Below are 19414 nucleotides of genomic sequence, written 5' to 3'. Positions count from 1 at the left end.
TGGTCATGCTGCGGTCCGTGTCGGTGCCGGCACGAAATCTGCGCCCGGCACGAACGGCATGGCGGCCGGGCCCAACTTGAAATAGTGGGCCACGGCGGCAATGGTCCGGTCGGTGGCTTTGCCATCACCGTAGGGGTTAATCGCGGTCGCCATCTCCATGTAGGCGTTCGGATCATCCAGCAGGCGTTCCACCTCGTGAACGATCTGGCCACGGTTTCGGCTGACCAGGCGCGAACTTCCCGTCAGGATCGACTCGCTGCGTTCGGTGATTTCCCGCAACACCAGCGTCGGCTTGCCCAGCGCCGGGCCTTCTTCCTCGGCCCCGGAGCTGTCCGAGAGGATCAGGTCGCTGCGCTGCAGGAGCCTGCAGAAGCTCAGGTATGGAAGAGGGTCCACCATGTCCACGTTGGGGATACCGCTCAGCACCGGAACCATGACTTCGCGAACCTTCGGGTTCAGGTGCAGCGGGACCACAATGCGCACGTCCTCACGTCGCCGGGCGATGTCAGCCAAGGCGGCAGCGATCTCCCGCATGGGCTTGCCGTGGCTTTCACGCCGGTGGGTGGTGGACAGGATCACCTTGCGGGGATCATTGTCGAGATCCGCCAATGCCGGTTCCCCGTAGCCGCGAAGGTTGTTCATCCCCCACTGCAGGGCATCAACTATGGTGTTTCCGGTGATCACGATTGAGTGTTCCCGGACGCCTTCACGGATCAGGTTGGCGCTGTTTCCCGGAGTGGGGGCCAAGTGCAGCGCGGCGATCTGCGCCACCAGCTTCCGGTTCACTTCTTCGGGGAACGGCGAGTAATTGTTCCCGCTTCGCAGGCCGGCCTCGACGTGGATGATGGGCACGGAGCGGTGCAGTGCGGCCAGGGCGCCGGCCAGGGTTGTGGCGGTGTCCCCATGGACCATGACGGCGTCGAGGCCTTCCATGTGGTCTCCGGAGCAGAGTCCTTCCAGTATCCGGTGGGTCACCTGGGAGAGGGTCTGCTGCTCTTTCATGATGCGCAGTTCAACATCAGGGGTGATGCCGAATTCCTCCAGCGTGCTGTCAAGCATTTCGCGGTGCTGGCCGGTGGAAATCAGCACCGGGCGGAAACGGGGATCCTGGATCAGGGCGTGGATGATGGGGGCAAATTTCACAGCTTCGGGTCGTGTCCCGAAGACAATTCCAATGTTTTTCATTGCTGCTCTCCTGAAAATGGGCATAAAGGACCTGCCGGTTGTCGCCGGCGGATATGAGACGGAGTGATTAGCTGAGGTGGTATTCCAGCGCGAGCCAGATACAGTCTGTGTCTGCCCGGTACTGGTGCCACGGGTAGGTGAAAGTACCCTCCCGCTCCAGACAGAACGGCACGGGGTTGGTATTGCCGGGGCTCAACAGCTGGTCCTCATAGAGGGACGCGTGGTCCTGAGATGTGAATTTCTGCATGCGTCCGAGACCGGAAATCTGGGTGTGGACCTCGATGAAGTCATGCCGGTTATGGATTCCGCAGTCGGTTCCTGCAGGGCTGAACCACAGATTGGCCTTCACAATGAAGGACTTCTCTCCCGGCGTCAGCCCGGGCTGGCGCAGAACCAACGCAGGGTCCAGCAGGACCGTCCCCACGGTGTCCTGCGAGGAGCGCAGCAGGACCGGCTGTCCGGTTTGGGCACCGTAGAAGTCGGACCACCCGAGGTCCCGTGCCAGCTGTTCCCCATTCTGGACCGTCTCCACGGAAAGCATGGCGAGCAGGGCCCCTGTTATGGAACCGCCGTGGAGAATCGTGGAGCTAAAGGCCGGTAATGCCGCTGACTGTCCGTGACCGACGAACGCGTCGCTGCCGGCAAGGTTCACCACGACGACGGGTCCTGTCACCTCGTACTGCTGCACGTCCCGCAGCACCACGGCGTGAGTCAACCCGCTGCTGAAGGACAGTTCTTCCAATAGGACAGTTCCCACAATTACCCCCAAGGTCATCATTCAATCTCTGCGCACCTACGGATCGGCACAAAGAAGTGGAACGGTGCGAAACCTTCGCCAGGCCACAACACTGTCCCACTGGAGCAAGTATTGGCAGTGCCAGGCAAAGTTATCCACCCCCTGTCAGTGATAGGCAGAACAGGGACAGGCGCGGATCCTTCATGGCATGAAGGATGAAAGCATGACTTCAGATACTTCTGCGCTGCCCGGGGCCCCGCGCCTCCGCGAAAAACGGCCCACTGTGCCGTGGTCGGACCTCTTTGTGCAGGGGGCGGACGGTGCGGATATCCGGCTGCGCGTTTATGAAGCCGCGGCCCGCCCGTCCGTAACACTGGTGTGGGCGCATGGCGGCAGCTGGACCCGCGGGTCCATTGAAGGTTGGCATGAAGCGTGCGCCGCTCTGGCCTCTCTTGGCACTGCAAGGATCATCAGCGTTGGCTACCGGCTCGCTCCCCGATGGCTCCACCCCACCGCGGTGATGGACATCGCCGCAGCCACTCTCTGGGCACAGCAAAAGTACAGTCACCCGGTGCTGGTGGGCGGTGACAGCGCAGGTGGAACCCTGGCCGCGGGTGTCGCACTCTGGTTCCGGGACAATGGGCTGCCCCTTCACGGACAAGTCCTGGCCTATCCCCCGCTGGATCCCGAGTGCAGCGCAGCGTCTTACCGGCGCAGCAGGTCCTTCCCGCCCCGATCACTGCTGCTGGATGCGTGGGGCGAGTACGCCGGCTCCGGAACCGACCTACGGGAACGGCTGTACCTTTCGCCGTTGCACGCGGCCAGACTCACTGGGCTCTGTCCTGTTTCCCTCATAGTCGGCGCGGCTGACCCGGTGCGCGACGACGTCGAGCAATTCGCCCAGCGGTTGGCAGCATCGTCGGTCCCTGTGGACCTGGAAGTAAGCCCGGCCGTCGCCCACGGACACTTCCTGGACAGCTCCCCGGCGAACCCGGTCCATCGGTGGATCCAAACCCGCCTGAGCCTCAAGAACAACCAACCAGCTACAACTGAAGGAGCATGAGATGAGCACCACCACCAGCCCGGACGCCGCTTACACCAAGGCCCTGCTGCGGCACTTCGCTGACCTCCGCGATGGAACGCACGGAGAGGCCGTGAGCCGGCAGGACAAGGAAGCTCTCTTCCGCTCGGCAGTCGATCTGCTGGAACCCTACGCACGCCAGGCTCTGGATGAAGTCAATGATGTCCTCATGCTGGGCCAGGGCACCGTGGAGTCCTCAGGCATTGGCCGTTCACCGGACACCGGGCTGATCTGCTCCTGGACGCTGGGGTGGGCCGAACAGCGCGCCGCCGGCATCCCACCGATCACCATTCACGCCTATTACGGACGCGGTTTCCACCACCCCCACTTACGGGGCGGGACGGTCAAAGAATGGCCGCTGAACGTGTTTACCCCCGAACAGGCCGCACAGGAACTGCCGATCCTGCGTGCCATTGCGTCGGCCGAGATCCACAACCTCGTTTTCCTGGCCGATTACACGATCGTTCCGTCCTCCAAGCCCGGCACCACCACCTCGACGCGATGAAGCTCTCAGTCCTCGACCAATCCCCCATCGCCGCCGGCCACAGCAAGGCCGGGGCACTGGGTGAAACCATTGCGTTGGCCCGTGCTGCGGAGGAAGCCGGCTACCACCGCTTCTGGCTCGCCGAACACCACGATTCCCCGGGCTTCGCCGGCACCACTCCCGCCCTCATGGCGATGGCCGTCCTGGATGCCACCACCAGGATCACTGTCGGCTCCGGCGGGGTCCTGCTGGGCCTGCATGAACCCTGGCAGGTTGCGGAGTCCTTCGACATCCTTGCGGCCCTCCATCCGGGCCGCGTGAACCTCGGCCTCGGCCGGGCCGGCAGCGGCGGTACGGGTTCCTTCAACGAGAAGATCATCGAACTGCATGCACGGCTTGGCCTGATGCCCGGAACGGAGGGCCGGGATGACCTGGACATCTGGCTGCTGGGCGCCGGCACCGGCTCGGCGCCCCTGGCCGCCGCCACCGGAGCAGGATACGCCCATGCCCACTTCCTCAACACCGGAAGCGCCAGGACAGCCCTGGCGCACTACCGGGAGAACTTTCGTGCCGGTGCGGTGCGGAAGCAACCGGAGGCGCTCCTTGCTGTGCGGGCCATCGCTGCCCACACCGATGCCAAGGCACAGGAACTCGCCAACCCGGTGAGGCTCTGGAGGGCACGGAAAGACCTCGGCCTGGACGAACCCTTCCCCCTCACCACAGATCCTGCAGGGTGGTCCGCAGAGGAGCTTCGCCGGACTGAAAACAACGAAAGCCGGCTGATCGTCGGCGCCGCGGACGACGTTGCCCATCAACTCACCGTCCTGGCGGAAGAACTGGGGGTCAATGAACTGATGATCAGCAGCCCTGTTCCCTCCCTGGAGGACCGCATCAGCTCCAACACGCTGATCGCCCGCGCCTTTGCCCGGCTGTCCCCTGGAGACACCGGTGCCCGGCCCGCCCAGGAAGGGGCAGCCGCCCAGGAAGGGGTAAGGAGTGCATCCCCTCGTTTCAGCCATTCATGATGTAGCCAGGCACCACCCTGGCAAGGTGGCCCTTCGGTGGAATTGCCATGACTTCCCTTACGCGGCCGTGGACAGGCAGATCAACACCAGGGCCCTGGCCATGCAGCTCAAAGGCGTACGGGCGGGTGAACTCGTGGCATTTGCCGCAGCCCCGGGCCCGGACAGCCTGGTGGAATCCGCGGCGCTGTGGGCACTGGGGGCTGCCGGGCTTCCGCTCCACTCAGGTGCCGAAGGAACGCTGCCTGCCCATGCGATCCTTGAGCAGGCTACCGGCTTCATGCACCCCGACGGCGACTACCTCAAGGCTGCCCCCGGGTCCGGAACCGCACCGTCTTTTCCCCCTGCCGTGTGGCTTCATGAAGAGCCTGCCGCCGGGCCAACTGCGGTGGATCTCCAGGAGTTCACAGCTGTTCTTGAGGGCGCTGAAAAGAGGTTCAGCCTCTCGACGCGCACCGTGCTTGGACTCAGCAGCATGGTGCACCCGGGGTCCATGATCGATGTGTGGGCGGTTCTGGCCGCGGGCGGGACGGTCGATCTGATCAACCACCACGAATCACTGACTGGAGACTGTCTCGGGCAGCATCTCCGCGAGACCGAAGCGGACCTGCTGGTGGTCCCTTCGGCGCTTCCCCGGAGGCTCCGCGACGTTCCCGGTGCTGTCTTCGCTCAGTTCCGCGACGTCATGGTCCTTGAACCCTTCGACAGGAATTCCCGCACCGCCCTGGCGGACGCTTTCCCATGCGCCATTTTCCATCACTGGGACCCCTCAACAGCTTTTGAGGATATGTCCGATTACTGCCCGGCGGACTTTGTTGCCGGTACCAACCACCAACCAAAGGATTCCCATGCGTAAGGCAGTCATCCCCGCTGCGGGGCTCGGAACGAGGTTCCTGCCGGCCACCAAGGCGATGCCCAAAGAGATGCTCCCCGTCGTAGACAAGCCCGCCATCCAGTTCGTCGTGGAAGAAGCAGTCCGGGCGGGTATTACTGACGTTGTGATGATCACCGGGCGGAACAAGCGGGCTTTGGAGGATCACTTCGACCGCGAGCCCTTCCTGGAACAAACCCTGATAGCCAAGGGAGACCACACCAAATTGGCTGCCGTCCAGGAGTCCTCGTCGCTGGCGGATCTGCATTACCTGCGCCAAGGCGACCCGAAAGGACTGGGCCATGCCGTCCTGCGTGCGCGGGCACACGTTGGCAATGAACCGTTCGCGGTGCTGCTCGGCGACGACCTCATCGATGAAAGGGACAGCATTCTGGACGACATGGCCCAGGTCCAGGAACGCACCGGGGGCTCAGTGGTGGCCTTGATGGAGGTGGAGCCGGAACAGATCAGTTCCTACGGCTGTGCCGACGTTGCCTCCAGCGACGTGGAGGGGGCCTTCAGGGTCCGCGGTCTTGTCGAAAAACCTGAACCCGACCACGCGCCGTCGAACCTTGCCATCATTGGCCGCTACGTTCTTCATCCACGGGTTTTTGAGGTACTTGAGCAAACGCCTCCGGGCCGTGGAGGGGAAATTCAGCTGACGGATGCCCTGCAAACCCTTGCGGTTTCCGACGGACCGGGCTCCGGAGTGTACGGGGTGGTGTTCCGTGGCCGGCGCTTCGATACGGGCGACAAGTTGAGCTATCTCAAGGCCGTGATGACGGTGGCTTTGGAACGCGAGGACACCGGGCCCGGGCTGCGTGCGTGGCTCTAGGAAAATGTTTGCCTCAGCGACGTGGACCAGCCGGAGGGCCTCCCCGCAGGAAGGACTCAATTCGTTCAAGAGCCGGCAGGTGCTTGACGGGTAAAGCAGAGTGGCCGGTGGGAAGCCCCACCGGCCACTGCCGTCACTACATCAAGAAAGCCTTAGCCGGCGTTGTTGCTTTGTACCGGCTCGTCAGCGCGGATCTTGCCGCGCGGTTTCTTGTCCTTCTTGTCCTTCTTGGGGTCTTCCTCGTCCGGGACCACTACGGCTCCGCCCGGGTTGACCAGGACGGTGACGAAGCTCGGCTCGCTGGTCCCTGCGAAGGTGAGGCGGCCGATGTAGGAACCCGGGGTCAGGTTCTTCCAGTTCAGCGTGATCTGGCCCGTCTTGCCGTTGGCCAGGCGGATCGGGTTCGGCGTCACGGTGGCGTTGCCCTGGTTGGCACCCAGGACGGCAGCATCAACAGTGGCCTTGGTGGGCTGGTTGTTGGGGCTGGCATAGAGGTTGGCGAAGACGTAGTAGTCGCCGGGTGCCGGGTTGGGAACGGACAGTGTCTCACTGGCCGAGGCCGTTGCGGCCGGCAACTGCTGGCCGGAGGGGGTGAGGACCAGCATGTCGAAGTCCGCGGCCTCGTTGGAGGAAATCACCGAGAACTTGGCAAGGGCGCTGCCCTCACCAACGGTCACCTTCTTCACGTAGTTGGACGCGTTGGTCTCGCCTGCGAAGGGACCCGGGACCAGTTCCACTGCCGAGGAATCAGCCTTGGACAGTCCGTCAACCGTGACACCGACGGGCAGGTTGGTGCCGGAGGTGATGTTGATGGTGGCGGAGCCGTTGGGCCCGGTTCCCGTGAACGCCAGGGCCTTGTCCGCAATGACGGACTGCGGCCGGACGGCGATGGGCGAGGTGACTGTCTTGTTGGCGCCCTGCCAGCTCAGCGAACCCATGGCGAACTTGCCCAGGGCTGCGTTGTTGTTTTCGAACTGCACCTTGAACGTCTTCTTCTCTCCGGCTGCCCCGAAGTTCAGGACGGACGGGGTGACCTTGACGTTGACGCCGGGGACGTTGACTGAGGCGCGGTACAGGCCCGGGGTCAGTGCGGTGACCGTGCGGGTGACCTCGATCTTGCCGGCCAGGTTGCCCAGCGCGAAGGAAGGTACGTTCATGTCGCGGGCAGCGGTGGTACCGAGCCCTTCGATGCCCAGGTCCATGCCGGTGCCCTGGATGAACTTGAGGTAGTCCTCCGTGGTGGCGTCGTAGACGAGGCCCGGGCTGAGGACCTTTGCGGGGTCAACCTGTCCGGCACCGGTGGCGAAGACATCCTTGTTGATGGCGCCGTTGGCCAGCTTGACCGGACCGGCGGTGGTCATCATGGCGGACTTCACGGTAGCCGGGGACCACTGCGGGTTCTTGCCCAGGATCAGTGCGCCGAAACCGGCCACGTGCGGTGAGGCCATGGATGTTCCGGACAGGAAGCCGAAGTTGTCTCCACCGGTTCCGATCGGGGAAACACCGGCGAGGATTGCGACACCGGGAGCGGATACGTCGGGCTTCAACAGATCCGAGTCGGTAGCGAGCAGCGGTCCGCGGGAGGAGAATCCAGCGATCTGCGGCTGCGCTTCAGCAGGCAGGCCCGTGGTGTCGCGGTTCAGCAGGGACACGGTGATGGCCGGGTTGGCCGTCACTTTGTCCTTGATGGTCTGCGTTGCTGGCGGGTTCACGTGGACCGTGGGGATGACGTGCTTGTCCGTGTCCAGCGAAGAATCCGTCAGGTTCACCAGGATCATGCCCACGCCACCGCCGCGCAGGACCTCGGCGCTCTTGGCGGTACGGTCAACAACGCCGCGGTCACAGACCACAACCTTGCCGGCAACCTTGGCCGGATCCAGGGACCCGGGAGCACAGAGTGCCGCGTTGCCTTCACCGCTTGCAGCGTTGGTGGACAGCACGACGCCGGCCCCGCTCACCTCGCGGTTCATGATGGACGCTCCGCGGAATTTGCTGCCGTCTGAGAATTCGACAGTGCCCTGAAGCTCCTGCGAGAACGAGGTAGCGGCAACCGTGGTCAGCCACGGTGCTCCGTGGTTCACGGTGCTGGCGGTCGGCCCGGAGTTGCCGGCCGAGGTTGCCACGAAGATGCCGGCGGAAGCTGCCGAGAGGAACGCCAGGGATACGGGATCCGTGGTGGACGTGGTGGAGCCTGAGATGGAGTAGTTCAGGACGTCCACGCCGTCCAGGATGGCCTGTTCGATCGCGTCGACGGAAGCGGAGCCGTAGCAGCCACCCGTGGCAGGATCGGTGTCTTCCCAGCAGACCTTGTACACGGAGAGCTTGGCGGCGGGAGCGATCCCGCTGGTGGTTCCGAAGCTGCGGCCGTCCACGACGGCGTCGACGTTGGCGTTGCCCGCCGCGGTGCTGGCCGTGTGGGTGCCGTGGCTGTCCACGTCAACGGGGGAGATGACTTCTTCCGGGGCACGGTTTTCCGGCGGGACTGTTTCCAGGAAGGCGTCGGCGAAGTAGTGGGTGCTGAGGACCTTGGAGTTGCAGGCGCTGCCGTCGTAGTCAGCGCCGGTATCGGTACCGGCCTGGCATTCGCCGATGAACGTATCGCCATCGGCCTTCAGCATGGCGATCTTGCCGTCAGCGGTGCGGTAGGGAACGCCTACCTGGGGGTTGCCCACCAGCGGGCCGACGGGCTCTCCGGCGAAGAACGGGTTGGACGGGGTGTAGCCGGTGTCGATCACGCCAACAACGGTGCCCTTGCCGGCGTTGTCCTGCCCACCGTATTGCGTGGCCCAGGTACCGTTGGGGCCGCTGAGCTTGAGGAAGTCGGTGGTGGAGTAGTCCGGGGCGTACTGCGTGTCCGGGGCAACCATGAGGACCTTGGGATCCTTGGCCAGGTTAATGGCCTGGTCTGCGGTCAGGTTGGCACTGAAACCGTTGACTGCCGTGGTGAAGTCACGCTCGATCGTGATGTTTTCCTGTTTCGCGACCTCCTGCTGTTTCTGCTGCAGGTGCGATTGGTATTCCTTCACCTCGGCGCTGTCGGCGTCGAGCTTTTTGCCCTCCTCCGGCTTGGTAGGCGCGAGTCCCGCCGTGCCGCCGTCGTAAGTAGCCGCAGGCTTCTCGGCAAGGACCACCATGTAGCGGCCGTCCTTGTATGTGCTGGGGTCAAGGTTCTTCTTGGCCACGCCCGCAACGTTCCCGGGCGTCTCCGGGGCGGGAGCGGCCTGGGCAGGCATCGCCATTGACGAGAGCAGCAACGGCAGTCCGACGGCGAGCGCCGCGGCCTTCCGAAGCCCCCCGCTTCTGACGAAGCTCTTTCCTTGTGATTTCACGAGTGGTTGCACCTTTCACTGAGGGAGGCCCGGGCTCCATCACCAAGGCCTGTCAACTAGTAGTTGGTTGAACCTTTGACAGTTCTTGTCAAAGCCGCGCAACCAGCCGAGTCACAGAGTACCTAGTGATAGCCGAATATGACATACAGCACATTTTGGGAAATTTGTCTTGTCACAGTGCGGGTGATTCGTCATGGAACGACCAACAGCGGACCGCGGTAAATGACCCGCGGTCCGCCGCTTGTCACAGCCCCAAAAAGTCAGCCCTTGGGTGTCACGTGCAGCCTGTCGAAGGAGACCTGGGCGCCATCCTCGTCCAGGACCACAACGTCGTCACGGCCGTTCTTCGCATCCGGGGGAAGGATGAACTCCACCGTGTTGTCCGTGGTGGGGAAGATCCACCCCAGGCGGTATCCCGTCTTGTTCAAGTACACGTAGTACCACTGGCCATACTCGAGCCCCTTGAGCACCACCTTCTGGCCGGTCCGGTATTTGTCCGCGGCGCCCAGGTCAAGGGGTGGCGTGCCCAGCTCCTGCGGGGCGATGGCGGGATCAGAGGATGGCTGGAGGGGCTGGACCTTCAACTCCACAGGGTCACCCGATGCCGCAGCTGCGGCCTCCAGGGCTCCGTTGCGTGCGGTCGCCCTGAAAGAAACCCCTTCCAGAGTCCCCGCCGCAACGTCCGCGGAAGTCAGCACATGATCGCGGGTAGCGGTGACGGTGTCACCGGCGGCCAACGTGGCTGCCGAGATGCCGGCCTCGGGTGCTTCCAGCCCGGTGACCGCCACGTTCCCGGCATTTCCTACCGTGTAGGTGTACGTCACGGGATCGCCGACGCTGGCGAACCGGTCGCCGTCAGCGTCGCTCCACTGGGCGGACACAGTTCCTTCCAGCTTGGGCTCGCGGACTTTCAGGTCCACTTCGCCGCCATTCACCGTGAAGGTCTTGGTGGTTTGGCCCGCCGAGCTCACGTCCCAGGTGCTGGTGGGGACAAAGAACCCCTGCGCGGCTTCTTCTGCGGTCACGGTATGGCGCGGGGTGGCGCACTGGTAGCTCTGGCCTGCGGGGAGCACGCTGTAGCGGCAGTTGCCTGGCCCTTCCGGGAGGAAGGGGCTGAAGTTACCGGCAGTGGGGACCACTTTCTCCACCAGCGGGCTCGTGTTCTTCACCGAGAACGTATACGGGACAAGGTCTCCGGCCGCGTACGGCTGGGTTGCCAGGTCACGCCCGACGTCGGCACGCGCCCCGGCGATGTCGGCCGTCAGCAGTCCGTCACGCAGGGCCACCGCAGCGCCGGTGAACGGGACGGTTTTGGTGAGTGACGGCGTCGAACTGGAGGTGATGCTGAAGCTTGCCTCCGGCACGAAGTAGCCGCGTTGGACATCTGCTGCCGTGATCACGTGCTTGGCGGTGGTGCAGGTGTAATTCGCACCTGCGGCCAGGTTGTTGTAGCGGCAGTTAGGGGCCGACGGCGGAAGGAACCCGGAGTCGAAGGTCCCGGAGAGCGGCACCGAGTTGGCCGTGACGTTGGCGGTGCTCTTGACGTTGAGCGAGTAGCTGAGGACCTCGCCCACTTGGTACGGGCTGGCCACCACGTCGCGGGCGGGCGCCGTTCCGGTGATGGTCAGGCCGACCTGCGGGGCCACCGGCACGGTGGCGGCGAAGGTGAACTGCGAAACCCGGCCATTCGCCGTGGTGAAGGCTGCGTTGAGGTTCTGCGGACCGCTGGCGTTGGCCGGCGCTGTCAGCGCAACGTTGACAGTGACCGAGGCGCCGGGAGCGACGTCGGGAACCGGCACCGTGGTGGCCGACCAACCACTGGGTGTGTACACAGTGGCGGTTGCGCCGGACAATGTGGCGGCTTCTTGGTTGGTAACGGTCACGGGGACCTGCTGCGTAGCGCCCGGCGCAGTGGTGACGGCCGGGACCGAGAGCGGGGCGCAAACATAGTTCAGCCACGCGTCGTCGAACTTCGCGAACGGCATGTTGTCCGTGTAGTTGCCTTCGTAGAGCACACCGAATTTGCCGTCTTCCAGGCGGGTCACGGTGGAGTAGGCGGAGAATCCGGAACGGATGGTGCGGACGCCCGGCCACGTGGCGCCGTTATCGCAAGAGACGCGGGCGGAGACGTTTTCGCGGCCGGTCTTGGAGTTGGCGTTGGTGAAAATGAGCTTCTGCGCATCAGCTGAGCCCTGCGCTGCGTTGGGGAACATCCGAGCAATGGCGCCGTTGTTGGCGGGATCCGGGAGTTCGGTGTCCTGCGTCACGGGACCATAGCTGGCGCCGCCGTCCGTGGAGATGGCCACCTTGCGGTAGCCCTGGTTGGCGTTGTCCCGCGAGTTCAGGAGCACACGGCCGTCCGAGAGTTCCACAGTCTTGTTCTCGTCCATGCGGTCCCCGACGTTGGCGCCCTTGTGCCAAGTGGCGCCGTGGTCATCCGAGTAGACGCTGTAGGCCTGGATCTTGTTGGTGCCGTCCGCCTGGCGGACATCACCGGCATATTGCTGGATCAGGCGGCCCTTGTATTGGCCGTACTTGAGTTGGATGCCTTCACCGGAGGACGCGAAGTTGGACCTGACATCGCCCGCCACAGGGCTGGTTTTGCTGGTCCCGGGCTTGGTGACGCCCGTGATCAGCCGCGGCTGACTCCATGTGAGCCCGCCATCCGATGACTCGATGACCGCTGAGGAAATCACCGTCCGGTCAGCGTCGCTGTTGCCGAACTGGCTGCCACCGAAGCCCTGGTCCTTGGAGTACACGAAGAAGGCGAAGACCTTGCCCGCCTCGGCATCGTAGATGTAGGAGGGATCGCTGTAGCCGTACTTGGGTCCACTGGCATCGCCAACGTGTCCCGCGGCGATGACCGTGACGGGTCCCCAGGTCTGGCCGCCGTCAGTGCTGCGGCGCTGCACAATCGAGTTCGGATTGGGAGCGTCCGCCGCTGAATCCGGACGTCCGTCCCACGCGGCAAGCACCACATTATTGCCCAGGTACGTCAGGGCGGGAATCCGGTAGAAGAAGTTGGCTGCGGTGCGGTCAGCTCCGATGTTGGCTTCGGTGAAACTGCCGGGAGCTGCCGCAGGGTTGCTGGGCGGGATGGGCGCGGCAGTGGCGGGAAGGCCCAGGCCGGCCAGAAGGCCCAGGCTCACGATGCCGGTTGCGGCGATGCGGGCCAGAGGTGCTGAAGGGGATCTCAAATCCGATGTCCTTTCGAAACTGCTTCGAGCGGGAGGATGCGAAACGACGACATGAAGACTGCTTGTGTTACGTGCCACGTCGAACGTCCTACAACCATAAGGTGTCAGTCGTCACATTGCTAGAGATGAAGTTCACGAGCCACCCCGGGCCGGGCGAAGAGATAGCCTCGAGAGCGAAAAGCCCCCCGCAACACAGACCCCTGGAGCCACCGTGAAAATCCTCGTCCCGGACACCATCGAACTGGACCTCGCCCACCTCGCTGCCGCGCGTGACGATGTGGTGGTTTACGCGGTGGACCAGCCGATTCCTGCTGAACACCGGGACGCCGAGGTTCTGGTGGTATGGCGGAACACGTCAGAAAACCTGTCCGACGCCGCCGGGTCAATGCCCCATCTGAAACTGGTCCAGACGCTCGCGGCCGGCCCGGATTCCGTGCTCGCCGCCGGCTTCGCGGACACCGTGGCCATCACCTCGGGCCGCTCACTCCACGACGGCCCGGTGGCCGAGCACGCGCTGGCACTGGTACTGGCAGCCGTGCGCCGGCTGGACGTTTTGCAGGATTCCCAGAAGGCAAACACGTGGAACCAGCCCTACAACGCCGAACAGTCCAACCCCGCCACCGAACAGCTCTACACGCTCGACGGCGCCAAGGTCACCATTTGGGGCTTCGGCTCCATCGCGGGGCGGCTCGCTCCCCTGCTGGCAGCATTGGGCGCGACGGTCACCGGCGTCGCCAACTCCAAGGGCGAACGTTACGGATTCCCCGTGGTTTCCACCGACGAACTGTCCGAGGTCCTGGGTGCAACCGACGTGCTGATCTCCATCCTGCCCGCCACCCCGGAAACCACGGACTCCCTCAACAAGGAGATCCTCGCTGCCCTGCCATCAACGGCAATTTTTGTGAACGTGGGCCGCGGCGCAACGGTGGACGAAGACGCACTTCTTGCAGCTCTTACCGAGGGCCGCCTGCGCGCCGCGGCCTTGGATGTCACCAAGATTGAGCCCCTCCCCACCGACTCGAAACTGTGGAGTGCCCCGAACCTCATCATCACGCCGCACGTGGCAGGCAACCGCCCCAAAGGTTCCGCCCGTCTGGTCACAGAAAACATCGCCGCACTCAAGGACGGCAAGCCACTGACCAACCAGGTGGCCGGCTAGCCAACACCCGCATCAATCCGGCTCAGTCCGGCCGGTTTCCTTGCGGGAAATACCCTTGCGTGAAAATAGTAAGCATGCTTATGTTATGGAGTCCGGGGTGGCCAGCAGAGGGTTTCCATCCCACGCACAGCATGAGACAACGTGAGGAAACGTATGTACCTGCACACCCAGCTTCTCATCAATGAAATCGCCTCCGACGAGCCGGATCCCGCGGCCGCCAATGCCCTCCAGGAAGGTCTCGGCGGACAGTTCGGCGAGATGCGCACCATGATGCAGTACCTCTTCCAAAGCATGAATTTCCGGGGTGACGCCGCCTCGAAACCCTACAAGGACCTCCTCCAGGGCATCGGCACCGAAGAGATCAGCCACGTGGAGCTCATCGGGACTACCATTTCCCAGCTCCTGGATGGTTCACCGCGCTACCAGGGTAAGAAGTCCGATCCTGTGGACGAACCCGGAGCAAAGGGAGCGACTCCCCTGAAGATCGCGCTGGACACCAGCAATATCCACCACTACCTGGTGGGTGCCCAGGGCGCACTGCCCGTGGATGCTGCCGGCAATCCGTGGAGTGGCTCCTACGTCTACAACAGCGGCAACCTGGTACTGGACCTGCTCTACAACCTGATGCTGGAATCAACGGGCAGGCTGCAGAAGTGCCGCATCTACGAAATGACGGACAACAAGACCGCGCGTTCCACCATCGCGTACCTCATTGTCCGTGACCAGGCGCACGAGAATGCTTATGCCAAGGCTTTGGAGAGCCTGGGCGTGAACTGGGGCAAATTGCTTCCCATCCCCAAGACCAACGCCGAGCAATTCCCGGAGGTCAAGAAACTCTTGGACAAGGGCCTGCAGAGCATCCAGTACACCTTCAGCGCAGACAACCTGAGTGAAGCAGGCAAACTCTACCGGGGAGCGTCACCATCGAACGATGGCACTGAGCTCAGCACCCAGCAGATGCCCGACGGATTCCCCATGACCATCTCGCCGGAACGCAAGGAAGAATTTGCCCCCGGCCTGGACCCGGATTTGATGGCCCTGATCCAGGCCACGGCCGAACAGGAACTGAAGGACGCGGACAACCCCAAGGAGTCCACGTCCACGCCAGCCAAGCCTTCGCCAAAGAATCCGGCAAGCAAGAAGAAGTAGCCACCATAAAAAGGGTCCCCGCCTCAACCGAGGCGGGGACCCTTTTTGTCGAAGGAAAGTATCAGGCGTGCTCGTACGTCAGGCAGTCTGCAGCTTCGCGGCCGGGTCCAACCTTGACGTCATGTGCCTCGCACATCAGGTTGTTGTTGTGGACGCACTCGGACCGCTGGCAGGCACCAACGTGGGCGAGGACCTTGGGCAGGCCACCCATGGCATTGGTGTCAATGAACGTTGCGCAGGAAGCGTGGTCCTGGCTGCCACCTATGGTGATTCCAAAGGCCGTACATCCATTGTGGTTGAATCCGCACGTGCCAACGCTGCAGGCGGATACTTCGGCAACATGTTCGGTCATTGTTCCTCCTGGTTGGATCCTGAAAAGTACTGGGGTAAACCCCGCGTGTACTACCCAAACTACGCCGGAAATGCGTGGTTTAACCCGCTCAAATAGCGCATTTGTACGTGCGCTAATAGGGGCTATTTCCCAGGGGCCCGGCTGGGTGTGCGCAGTGCCTGGCTGATTTTTGCCCGGGTTTCTTCATCCAGGGGCGCAGCAACCCGGCTCTCCCGTGCGGCCCGGTCCGCCATGATCTTCTGGATGACCATTCGGCCCAATCCGGCAAAAACGGCTGCGGCCACAACGCCCAGCACCATCGATTTCGGTTTCTCAGCCATGCCGCAATCCTAGTGACGCCCGCCACCCTGCGAAAGTGCCGCCGTCGGGCCTTGATCTGACCCTGTTTCCCCCGCCACGGCGGGGTGTCCTCGCGGAATCCGGCTGAATAGGGTATGTGCGCGGCTCCCGGTAGAATAGGTGTGCAAGCTCGCGGAGCGCCCCCCATGCCGTTCAAACATTGCAGATCACCACCGTGTTTAACCCTGTGTTAATAACGCTGTTTGAATGCGGCTGAACGGCGTGAGACGGCATCTCCGCGGCAGCCTTATTTAAGGTTCACCCAACTCACGCACAGGAGTTACCGGATGCCCCGGATCGTCGTTGACGTCATGCCCAAGCCCGAGATTCTGGACCCCCAGGGGAAGGCCATCGTGGGTGCACTGCCCCGCCTCGGCTTCAACAGCTTCAGCGCAGTCCGCCAGGGCAAGCGTTTCGAACTGACCGTCGACGGCGAGGTGACCGACGCTATCCTGGCCCAGGCCCGCGAAGCTGCCGAGACCCTCCTGTCCAACCCGGTGATCGAGGATGTTGTCAACGTCGAGGTCGTCGAGGCCTGATATGACGTCGATCCCCCTGATTGGCGAGGCTGTAGCCGTCGCCGCAGAGCCCCGTTTGGCTGGCGCCAAGATCGGCGTCGTCACCTTCCCCGGAACCCTGGACGACCGCGACGCCGCCCGTGCAGTGCGGCTTGCAGGCGCCACGGCGGTGCCGCTTTGGCATGCTGACTCGGAGCTCGGCGATGTTGACGCCGTCATCATCCCCGGCGGTTTCTCCTACGGCGACTACCTCCGCGCAGGCGCCATCTCACGTTTCGCGCCGTTGATGTCCAAGATCATCGATGCTGCGAACTCCGAGGCAAAGCTCCCGGTTTTGGGTATTTGCAATGGTTTCCAGATCCTCACCGAGTCGCACCTGCTGCCCGGTTCCATGATCAAGAACGACCACCTGAAGTTCATCTGCCGCGACCAGACGCTGCGCGTGGAAAACGCCAACACTGCGTGGACCGTGGACTATACCGACGGCCAGGAAATCATTGTGCCGTTGAAGAACCAGGACGGCCAGTACATCGCCGACGAGAAGACCCTGGATGCCCTTGAGGCTGAGGGCCGCGTGGTGTTCCGCTACGTGGGCTTCAACCCGAACGGCTCCCGCCGCGACATCGCCGGCATCTCCAACGCCGCGGGCAACGTGGTGGGCCTCATGCCGCACCCCGAGCACGCTGTGGAAACCGGCTTCGGCCCCGAAAGCCTTGATGGCGCTCCCCGCGACACCGACGGCCTGGGCTTCTTCACCTCCGTACTGACCAAGATTGTGGGAGGCGACAAGTGACCACGGAAACCACCAAGAAGTTCAACATCGACACCGTTGAGCACGCTGCCAAGACCCCGGACACGGAACTCCCGTGGGCCGAGCTGGGCTTGAAGCAGAACGAATTCGACGAGATCGTCAAGGTCCTTGGCCGCCGCCCCACCGGCGCTGAGCTGGCCATGTACTCCGTCATGTGGAGCGAGCACTGCTCCTACAAGTCCTCCAAGAACCACCTCCGCCAGTTTGGCGAGAAGGTCACCGAGGAAATGAAGAAGGACATGCTGGTTGGCATCGGCGAGAACGCCGGCGTCACCAACCTGGGCGACGGCTGGGCCGTGACGTTCAAGATCGAGTCCCACAACTCGCCGTCGTTCGTTGAGCCGTACCAGGGTGCCGCTACCGGCATCGGCGGCATTGTCCGCGACATCATCTCCATGGGTGCCCGCCCGGTAGCCGTGATGGACCCGTTGCGCTTCGGCGCGATCGACCACCCGGACACCGCCCGCGTCATGCACGGTGCTGTTGCCGGCATCGGTGGCTACGGAAACTGCCTCGGCCTGCCGAACATCGGTGGCGAAATGGTGTTCGACTCCGTCTACCAGGGCAACCCGCTGGTGAACGCACTGGCCGTGGGCGTCATGCGCCACGAGGACATCCGCCTGGCCAACGCCTCCGGCAAGGGCAACAAGGTTGTCCTGTTCGGTGCCCGCACGGGTGGCGACGGAATCGGCGGCGCCTCGGTGCTCGCTTCGGAGTCCTTCGATGACACCAAGCCCTCCAAGCGTCCGGCCGTCCAGGTGGGCGACCCCTTCGCTGAGAAGGTCCTCATCGAATGCTGCCTTGAGCTCTTCAAGGGCTCGCTGGTTGAAGGCATCCAGGACCTCGGCGCCGCAGGTATTTCCTGTGCAACGTCCGAGCTCGCGTCCAACGGCGACGGCGGCATGGAAGTGGAGCTGACCTCGGTCCTGCTCCGCGACCCCACGCTGACCCCGGGCGAGATCCTCATGTCCGAGTCGCAGGAACGCATGATGGCCGTGGTCACCCCGGAGAACATCGCCGCGTTCGAAGCTGTGATGGACAAGTGGGCCGTGGAGTACTCCTGGTTGGGTGAAGTTACCGATACCGGTCGCCTCATCATCACCTGGGAAGGCGAAGTAATCGTCGACGTCGATCCCCGCACCGTTGCGCACGACGGCCCGGTCTACGACCGTCCGTTCGCCCGGCCGGAGTGGCAGGACTCGGTGCAGGCCAACTCCTTCACCGGTTCCGTGGAGGACGCAGGCCGTCCCTCGGCTCCCACCGAGCTGGCCGCAGCCGTCACCGAACTCGTTGCATCACCGAACATGTGCAGCAAGGCCTGGATCACCAAGCAGTACGACCGCTACGTTGGCGGCAACACCGCGATGGCGTTCCCGGACGATGCCGGCGTGGTCCGCGTTGACGAGGAAACCGGCTTGGGCGTTGCCTTGGCTACTGACGCCAACGGCCGCTACACCTACCTCGAGCCGTACCAGGGTGCACAGCTCGCACTGGCTGAGGCCTACCGCAACGTAGCCACCTCCGGTGCTATTCCGATGGCCGTCAGCGACTGCCTGAACTTCGGCTCCCCCGAGGACCCGGATGTCATGTGGCAGCTGGCCGAAGCCATCCGTGGTCTCTCCGACGCCTGCATGGAACTCGGCATCCCCGTGACCGGCGGCAACGTCTCGCTCTACAACCAGACCGGCACCACGCCGATCCACCCCTCCCCTGTGGTGGCAGTTCTGGGCAAGCTGGACGACGTCGCCCGCCGCACGCCGTCGGGCTGGCGTGAGGATGGCCAGGCCATCTACCTGCTGGGCACCACCGCAGCAGAGTTGGACGGTTCGGAATGGTCCAACCTCCGCGGACACCTTGGTGGCTTGCCGCCGAAGGTTGACCTCGCAGCAGAGCGCGCTTTGGGCGAGATCCTGATCAACGCTTCCCGCGACGGCATGGTTGACGCAGCACACGACCTCTCCGAAGGTGGCCTCGCGGCTGCTTTGGTGGAGTCCTCGCTGCGCTACGGCGTCGGCGCCCGGATCGCCCTTGAGGAACTCATGGAGCGCGACGGCGTGGACCTGTTCACCGCCCTGTTCTCCGAGTCCCAGGCCCGGGCCATCGTTTCCGTGCCGCGCTCCGAGGAAGTCCGGTTCAAGGACATGTGCACCGCCCGCGGCTTCGCCCACCTCCGGATCGGCGTTGTTGACGCTGCCGGCGGAAAGCTGGAGATCAACGGCGTGGACGAGCTCTCCCTGGACGCTCTCCGCGAAGCACACGAAGCAACCCTGCCCAAGTATTTCGGCTAGGAACAGTTAACGTCGCAAGGCCCCGGCGCTCGAAGAGTGCCGGGGCCTTGCGCGTTCC

The 19414-nt window shown here is 63.7% G+C and carries 16 protein-coding genes; 10 read left to right on the top strand and 6 right to left on the bottom strand.

Annotation, left to right across the window (positions count from 1 at the left end):
* Positions 1–3 precede the first annotated feature (3 nt).
* The gene (wecB, locus tag BMY91_RS18570) at positions 4–1185 is read right to left on the bottom strand and encodes a non-hydrolyzing UDP-N-acetylglucosamine 2-epimerase (RefSeq protein ID WP_090824628.1); all 1182 of its coding nucleotides are present in this window, start codon (positions 1183–1185) and stop codon (positions 4–6) included.
* A 67-nt stretch (positions 1186–1252) separates the two neighbouring features.
* Positions 1253–1942 carry a hypothetical protein gene (locus BMY91_RS18565; protein ID WP_090824863.1) on the bottom strand — a complete coding sequence of 230 codons (690 nt, stop codon included), beginning with the start codon at positions 1940–1942 and terminating at the stop codon, positions 1253–1255.
* 202 nt (positions 1943–2144) lie between these two features.
* On the opposite strand from BMY91_RS18565, the gene BMY91_RS18560 reads away from it, so the two are divergent.
* The 5 genes from BMY91_RS18560 to galU are packed head-to-tail and all read left to right on the top strand — an operon-like array spanning position 2145 to position 6214.
* Entirely contained in the window at positions 2145–2984 is an 840-nt protein-coding gene (locus BMY91_RS18560; RefSeq protein WP_177179955.1) for an alpha/beta hydrolase, read from the top strand.
* Between the two features lies 1 nt (position 2985).
* Positions 2986–3507 (top strand): hypothetical protein, encoded by a 522-nt coding sequence (locus tag BMY91_RS18555; protein WP_090824625.1) that lies wholly within the window; start codon positions 2986–2988, stop codon positions 3505–3507.
* The gene (locus BMY91_RS18550; RefSeq protein WP_090824623.1) at positions 3504–4511 is read left to right on the top strand and encodes an LLM class flavin-dependent oxidoreductase; all 1008 of its coding nucleotides are present in this window, start codon (positions 3504–3506) and stop codon (positions 4509–4511) included. The genes BMY91_RS18555 and BMY91_RS18550 overlap by 4 nt, the downstream gene beginning before the upstream one ends.
* Complete coding sequence (locus BMY91_RS18545; protein WP_090824621.1) at positions 4483–5364, top strand: acyl-CoA synthetase family protein; 882 nt, start codon at positions 4483–4485, stop codon at positions 5362–5364. The genes BMY91_RS18550 and BMY91_RS18545 overlap by 29 nt, the downstream gene beginning before the upstream one ends.
* Positions 5357–6214 (top strand): UTP--glucose-1-phosphate uridylyltransferase GalU, encoded by an 858-nt coding sequence (galU, locus tag BMY91_RS18540; protein WP_090824619.1) that lies wholly within the window; start codon positions 5357–5359, stop codon positions 6212–6214. Before BMY91_RS18545 ends, galU begins: the two co-directional genes overlap by 8 nt.
* A 152-nt stretch (positions 6215–6366) precedes the next feature.
* Here the strand turns inward: galU and BMY91_RS18535 are convergent, their stop codons facing one another.
* Positions 6367–9453, bottom strand: coding sequence for a S8 family serine peptidase (locus BMY91_RS18535; RefSeq protein ID WP_090824861.1), 3087 nt, complete (start codon positions 9451–9453; stop codon positions 6367–6369).
* 350 nt (positions 9454–9803) lie between these two features.
* Positions 9804–12740 carry an exo-alpha-sialidase gene (locus tag BMY91_RS18530; protein WP_256212825.1) on the bottom strand — a complete coding sequence of 979 codons (2937 nt, stop codon included), beginning with the start codon at positions 12738–12740 and terminating at the stop codon, positions 9804–9806.
* A 211-nt stretch (positions 12741–12951) separates the two neighbouring features.
* On the opposite strand from BMY91_RS18530, the gene BMY91_RS18525 reads away from it, so the two are divergent.
* Together BMY91_RS18525 and BMY91_RS18520 are read left to right on the top strand one after the other, a co-directional pair.
* Complete coding sequence (locus BMY91_RS18525) at positions 12952–13899, top strand: NAD(P)-dependent oxidoreductase (protein WP_090824616.1); 948 nt, start codon at positions 12952–12954, stop codon at positions 13897–13899.
* A gap of 153 nt (positions 13900–14052) precedes the next feature.
* Positions 14053–15048 carry a manganese catalase family protein gene (locus BMY91_RS18520; RefSeq protein WP_090824614.1) on the top strand — a complete coding sequence of 332 codons (996 nt, stop codon included), beginning with the start codon at positions 14053–14055 and terminating at the stop codon, positions 15046–15048.
* 61 nt (positions 15049–15109) lie between these two features.
* Here the strand turns inward: BMY91_RS18520 and BMY91_RS18515 are convergent, their stop codons facing one another.
* Entirely contained in the window at positions 15110–15400 is a 291-nt protein-coding gene (locus BMY91_RS18515) for a DUF1540 domain-containing protein (protein ID WP_090824612.1), read from the bottom strand.
* A gap of 122 nt (positions 15401–15522) precedes the next feature.
* Entirely contained in the window at positions 15523–15720 is a 198-nt protein-coding gene (locus BMY91_RS18510; RefSeq protein WP_090824610.1) for a hypothetical protein, read from the bottom strand.
* 306 nt (positions 15721–16026) lie between these two features.
* Here BMY91_RS18510 and purS point away from each other — a divergent pair, with 306 nt between their 5' ends.
* From purS to purL, 3 genes are read left to right on the top strand one after another with little or no spacing between them, the layout of a single operon-like run.
* A complete protein-coding gene (purS, locus tag BMY91_RS18505; RefSeq protein ID WP_011773385.1) occupies positions 16027–16278 on the top strand; it encodes a phosphoribosylformylglycinamidine synthase subunit PurS in 252 nt (83 codons plus the stop codon).
* 1 nt (position 16279) lies between these two features.
* Complete coding sequence (gene purQ / locus BMY91_RS18500) at positions 16280–17050, top strand: phosphoribosylformylglycinamidine synthase subunit PurQ (protein ID WP_090824608.1); 771 nt, start codon at positions 16280–16282, stop codon at positions 17048–17050.
* Complete coding sequence (gene purL / locus BMY91_RS18495; protein ID WP_090824606.1) at positions 17047–19356, top strand: phosphoribosylformylglycinamidine synthase subunit PurL; 2310 nt, start codon at positions 17047–17049, stop codon at positions 19354–19356. Before purQ ends, purL begins: the two co-directional genes overlap by 4 nt.
* Positions 19357–19414 lie beyond the last annotated feature (58 nt).

This window comes from Arthrobacter sp. yr096 (assembly GCF_900108925.1).
GTDB lineage: Bacteria > Actinomycetota > Actinomycetes > Actinomycetales > Micrococcaceae > Arthrobacter.
This window is presented reverse-complemented; position numbering and strand designations above follow the sequence as displayed.